At 67.7% G+C, this 5,360-nt stretch carries 5 protein-coding genes; 2 read left to right on the top strand and 3 right to left on the bottom strand.

Annotation, left to right across the window (positions count from 1 at the left end; all coding sequences use genetic code 11):
• Positions 1-45 precede the first annotated feature (45 nt).
• The gene (locus MSZK_RS17700) at positions 46-1,566 is read right to left on the bottom strand and encodes an amino acid permease (protein ID WP_099250006.1); all 1,521 of its coding nucleotides are present in this window, start codon (positions 1,564-1,566) and stop codon (positions 46-48) included.
• A gap of 85 nt (positions 1,567-1,651) precedes the next feature.
• Entirely contained in the window at positions 1,652-2,428 is a 777-nt protein-coding gene (locus MSZK_RS17695) for a DeoR/GlpR family DNA-binding transcription regulator (protein WP_099250005.1), read from the bottom strand.
• Between the two features lie 105 nt (positions 2,429-2,533).
• Between MSZK_RS17695 and MSZK_RS17690 the strand changes: the two genes are divergently transcribed.
• Positions 2,534-3,355, top strand: a complete 822-nt coding sequence (locus tag MSZK_RS17690; RefSeq protein WP_099250009.1) for an HAD family phosphatase — start codon at positions 2,534-2,536, stop codon at positions 3,353-3,355.
• Here the strand turns inward: MSZK_RS17690 and MSZK_RS17685 are convergent.
• Positions 3,352-4,095, bottom strand: coding sequence for a glucose 1-dehydrogenase (locus MSZK_RS17685; RefSeq protein ID WP_099250004.1), 744 nt, complete (start codon positions 4,093-4,095; stop codon positions 3,352-3,354). The genes MSZK_RS17690 and MSZK_RS17685 overlap by 4 nt on opposite strands.
• 107 nt (positions 4,096-4,202) lie before the next feature.
• On the opposite strand from MSZK_RS17685, the gene MSZK_RS17680 reads away from it, so the two are divergent.
• Positions 4,203-5,279, top strand: a complete 1,077-nt coding sequence (locus tag MSZK_RS17680; RefSeq protein ID WP_099250003.1) for a diacylglycerol kinase — start codon at positions 4,203-4,205, stop codon at positions 5,277-5,279.
• Positions 5,280-5,360: the final 81 nt, after the last annotated feature.

Here is a 5,360-nt window from a genome sequence, read left to right as displayed (position 1 = left end):
CGATGGCCTTGGTGCCGGAGGTGCCCTGATCGATCGCCAGAACCGTCACCCTGTTACCTCCCGGACGTCGTGGTCACCGGTTGCAGCTTCGTCCAGTTCGGCATCGATCGACCGCAGATCGGGCATCTTGAGCCCGCTCGCGCCGCGGGTGGCCAGCAGGTAGGCCAGATAGAGCGCACCGATGCCCACCATCACCGCCACGTAGAGCCACGGCTGTGCGAACGAGGCGTCGCGGAACAGCGACAGCGCGAACACCAGCCACCCGACGGCGACCACCATGACCGGGATCTCCCAGCGGCCCAGGCTGAATCCCGAACTGGCCGGCAGCCGTCGTCGGGTCGCGATGTAGAGGGCCACGGTGATGGCGTAGATGATGGCCGGCAGCAGGGTGGCCGCGGAGAACAGGATGAACAGTGCATCGGTACTGGTGGAGAACAGGGCCAGGATCACCGCCGAGATGCTCGTCATCGCGATCGTCGCGTTGAGCGGCGTCTTGAACCGCGGCGACACCTTGTGCAGCGCTTGCCAACCGGGGAAGCGCTGGTCGCGTGACATGGCCCAGACCAGGCGCACCCCGCTCATCACGATCACCAGCCCGCAGGCGAAGATCGCGATCGCGACCAGGACCAGCAGGGCGGTGCCCACGAACGACCCGAGGATGTCCTGGATGACGTCGGCGATGGGCGTGCCGGACTCAGCGAGCGCGGTCGGGTCGTTGACCGCCGCGGTGACGACGAGCAGGAACAGGAAGCCCAACACGCCCGAGGCCAGCACCGCCTGCCACATCGCCCGCGGCACAACGATTTCCGGTCGCTTGGTCTCCTCGGCCAGGTTGGCGGCGGATTCGAAGCCGACGATGGTGAAGGCGCCCAGCAGGAAGCCGAGCGTCCACGGGCCGACACTCGTCGCGGTGCCGAAACTCCAGTAGCCCTCGGCCGGGATGTCACCGCGGGAGAACAGGTTGCCCATCGACAGCTTGTGGGCGATGACGCCGACGACGAACAGCAGCACCACCAGTGCGATCATGCAGACGAGCTCGGCGGTCACCGCGAAGTTGTTCACCCGCTCGGTCCATTTGGTGGACAGGCCCACCAGCAGACCCTGTAGGACCAGGACGCCGGCGGTGATGAGGAACGAGGTCAGCGCCGTTCCGGTGAAATCGAACAGGGCGGGCACCACGGTGGCGGCCACCGTGTAGTCGACGGCCACGGCCACGATCGCCAGGAACGTGAAGGAGATCCACCCGGTGATCCACCCCAGGATCGGATTGGCCAGCCGGGACACCCACTGGTAGGCGTAGCCGGTCACCGGGATGCGGGCGGCCAGCGCGCCGAGTAGCAGCGCCACCGCGAGCTGGCCCACGATGACGATTGGCCACGTCCAAATGCCAAGTGGGCCTGAGCTTTTCAAGACGCTACCGTAGGTGGTGAAGATTCCGGTGGCGATCGAGACGAACGCGAACGCGACTGCAAAGGACGCGAAGCGGCCGGTGGACCGTTCGAGGGTGTCGGTGTACGCACCGGCGCGTACCAGGGATTGTGTGCTCGGTGTGGAAGAATCTGACATGGGATCGGGCTTTCTGGCTGGAATGTCACTGTCGAGGTTCGGTCCTGCGGGCGGCGCTGCAACGCCGCCCGCACCCGTTTGCGGGTCAGTCGCTCGGTCGCGCTGACAGCACCACACCTCCCGTCTCGTCGAACGCCGTCGCGACCGAGGGCGGCGGGTTCTTGTCGGTGATCAGTCCGTTGACGTCGGCCAGGCCGCAGACCCGGTAGGGCGCGACCTGTCCGAGCTTGGAGGAGTCGGCGAGGATGTAGCTGCGGGCGCTGTTGGCGATGATGGTGCGCCGCACGTCCACCTCGTCGAGGTGGAAGTCGGTCAGCCCGGCGCGGGCGTCCACCCCGCCGGATCCCAGCAGCGCGATGTCGGCGTAGACGTCGGCGAAGAAGGCTTTGGTCGCGGCGTTCGAGCAGGCCAGGTCGCCGGCTCGGACCCGCCCGCCGGCGATGAGCACCTCGAGCCCCGGACGGTCGGCGAGTTCGACGGCCACCGGCAGCGACGGCGTGATGACGGTTCCGGAGAAGCCGCGCGGAATGGCGCGCGCGACGGCCACCGCGGTGGTGCCGATGTCGATGATCACCGTCTGGCCGGTCGCCAGCAGCCCGACGGCTGCCTTGGCCAGCTGGGCCTTGGCCTGATGGCAGATCATCGACCGCTCGGTGAACGAAGGTTCGACACCGCGGCGATCGGCCACCGCCGCAGCTCCGCCGTGGACCCGGCGCAGGGCGCCCTTTTCCTCCAGCAGCGCCAGATCGCGACGAACGGTCTCGGCGGAGACGTTCAGCAGCCGCACCAACTCGTCGGTGCTGACGGCCTGACCGGCGCTGACGGCCTCGACGATCGCCTCGTGCCGCTCGACCGGAAGCACGTCAGCTGACCGAATTTGTGGATTTCTGACTGCACATGACTGTAAGTGTGGAGTCTTGTGGACGACGCGTCAACCCGACTCGCCAGCCTCAGCCATGATGGTGGGGTGACGCCGTCATCGGATCCGCTCGCGCAGATCGCCGCCGGCCCGGCCGGACCGGCCGTCGGCGCGTTCTTCGACCTCGACGGAACCCTGGTGGCCGGGTTCACCGCCACCGCCCACGCCAGCGACCGGGTGCGCCGGGGGCAGGCCAGGATCGGCGAGGTGATGGGCGTCGTCGAAGCGTCGCTGCGCTACAAGCTGGGCCGCATGCAGTTCGAGCGGCTGTTGGTGCGCGCCGCCGGCTACCTGCGCGGTGAATCCCTGGCCGACCTGGACCAGATCGGCGAGCGGCTGTACGCCGAGCAGATCGCCGCCCGGGTGTACCCGTTGATGCGCGAGGTCGTCGAAGCTCACCGCGCCCGCGGCCACACCGTGGTGCTCAGTTCCTCGGCGCTGACCATCCACGCCGAGCCGGTGGCCCGTGCGCTGGGCATCTCGCAGGTGGTGTGCAACACCTTCGAGCTCGACGACGACGGCAGGCTGACCGGGACGATCACCAAGCCGATCATCTGGGGACGGCAGAAAGCCGCTGCGGTGCAACGGTTCTGCGAAGCCAACGGCATCGATCTGGCGGGCAGCTACTTCTACGCCGACGGCGACGAGGACGCCGCGCTGATGTCGCTGGTCGGCCACCCACGGCCGGTCAACCCGCGCCCGGGTCTGGCCGCCAAGGCCGCCGCCAACGACTGGCCGGTGCTCCGGTTGTCGATCCCCGGCCGCCGCAGTGGCGCGGCGAACGCGATCGGACATTTCCCGGCGTTGGGCCGGGCCGCGCTGGGTGCGGCGTTCAGCTCACTGGCGCTGCGGACCCGCCGCAGAGATTAGGGCATCGCGCGGTGCGGAACGTCGGTGATCAGACCGCCGTCGACGACATATTCGGACCCCGTGGAGAACGATGACTCGTCACTGGCCAGGAACACGATGAACGTGGCCACTTCCTCCGGCTGACCCGGACGGCCCAGCGGGGCGCTGACCATGTCCTCGGGCAGGTGCTTGGTCATCGGGGTCCGGATGAAGCCGGGGTGCACGGAGTTCACCCGGATGTTGTCCGAGGCCAGCTCGAGCGCCGCTGACTTCGTCAGCCCGCGCAGACCCCACTTGGACGCGACGTAGCTGTGCACCCACGATGCGCCGCGCATGCCCTCGATGGACGAGACGTTGATGATCGAGCCGCCACCGGATTCCTTCATCGACGGCAGGACGGCCTGGATACCCAGCAGCGCGCCGGTCAGGTTGACGTCGAGCACCTTCTTCCACCGCTCCACGTCGAGCGACTTCAGCGGCGCCACCTGAACGATGCCCGCGTTGTTCACCAGCACGTTGACCTTGCCGAACTCGGCAATCGCGAGCTCGACGGCGGCCTTCCACTGATCGGCTTCGGTGACGTCGAGGTGCACGTAGCGCGCGGCGTCCCCGAGCTCGTCGGCGAGCTCTTTGCCCTTGTCGTCGAGGATGTCTCCGATCACGACCTTGGCGCCTTCGGCGACCAGCATCCGCGCGTCAGCGGCGCCCATCCCCTGTGCGCCACCAGTGATGATGGCTACCTTGTCGTCTACGCGTCCCATGAGCCGACAGGCTACCGGTCGCCCTGCCCGCGAGGTAGAACCTGTTCCAGTTTCGGCGCCCAGTGCGCATACTGAACCGACCGCAGACCCGAGCGTCAGGAGAATCTATGGCCATCCGCGTTGCCCACATCGGCACCGGAAACGTCGGCCGGATAGCCCTATCCGAGTTGATCGAGAACCCGGGCTTCGAGCTCACCGGGCTGTGCGTGTCCGCCGACGAGAAGGTGGGCAAGGACGCGGGCGAGCTGGCCGGCCTCGATGTGAAGACCGGAATCCTGGCCACCAAAGACCTCGACGCGGTGCTGGCGACCGAACCCGAGTGTGCGGTCTACTGCGCGATGGGCGACACCCGGATGCCCGAGGCCATGGAGGACGTCCGCAAGATCCTGGCCGCCGGTATCAACGTCGTCGGATCGGCACCGGTCGTGCTGCAGTTCCCGTGGGGGTCGATGCCGGACAAATACATCGAGCCGCTGGAAGAGGCCGGCCGCCTTGGCAATTCGAGCATCTACATCAACGGTGTCGACCCGGGCTTCGTCACCGACCTGATCCCGCTGGCGATTGCCAGCACGTGCCAGAACATCCAGCAGGTGCGCTGCATGGAGATCGCCGACTACGCCACCTACGACGGCGCGACCGTGATGTTCGACGTCATGGGGTTCGGCAACTCGATGGATGACGTGCCGATGCTGTTCCTGCCCGGCGTGCTCGGCATCGCCTGGGGCTGCGGCATCCGTCAGCTCGCCGCGGGGCTCAACATCGAGCTGGACTCGATCACCGAGAGCTACGAACGTGAGCCCGCCCCGGAGGCCTTCGACGTCGCCGCCGGGCACATCCCCAAGGGCGGCGTGGCCGCGGTGCGCTTCGAGATCAAGGGCATGGTCGGCGACCACCCGGCGATCGTGGTCGAGCACGTCACCCGGCTGCGCGAGGACCTGCGCCCGGACTGGGCGCAGCCGGCGCAGCCCGGCGGGTCCTACCGGGTGGAGATCACCGGTGAGCCGTCCTACACCGTCGACATCTGCCCGACGAGCAAGAAGGGCGACCACAATTACGCCGCCATCGCCGCCGGCGCCGGCCGCATCGTCAATGCCATTCCCGCGGTGATCGCCGCCCCGCCCGGCATCCGCACCACGCTCAACCTGCCGCTGACTTCCGAGGTGGAGCTGTTCACCAAGCCCTAGGTGTTCTTCACGGGTAGGTTGTGAACGCGTAGGCGCTCGATTGGTGTCATTCCGCCGATGCCGGTGTGGGGTCGGTGGTGA

The organism is Mycobacterium sp. shizuoka-1 (assembly GCF_002723835.1).
In the GTDB taxonomy this organism is placed as follows: domain Bacteria; phylum Actinomycetota; class Actinomycetes; order Mycobacteriales; family Mycobacteriaceae; genus Mycobacterium.
The sequence above is the reverse complement of the archived record's forward strand: the minus strand, read 5'-3'. Positions and strand labels throughout refer to the sequence as shown.

Bases quoted from the DNA above. Each gene is read 5' to 3' on its own strand.
- MSZK_RS17685 (WP_099250004.1), bottom strand. From the start codon at position 4,095: ATGGGACGCGTAGACGACAAGGTAGCCATCATCACTGGTGGCGCACAG.
- MSZK_RS17700 (WP_099250006.1), bottom strand. From the start codon at position 1,566: ATGTCAGATTCTTCCACACCGAGCACACAATCCCTGGTACGCGCCGGT.
- MSZK_RS17680 (WP_099250003.1), top strand. From the start codon at position 4,203: ATGGCCATCCGCGTTGCCCACATCGGCACCGGAAACGTCGGCCGGATA.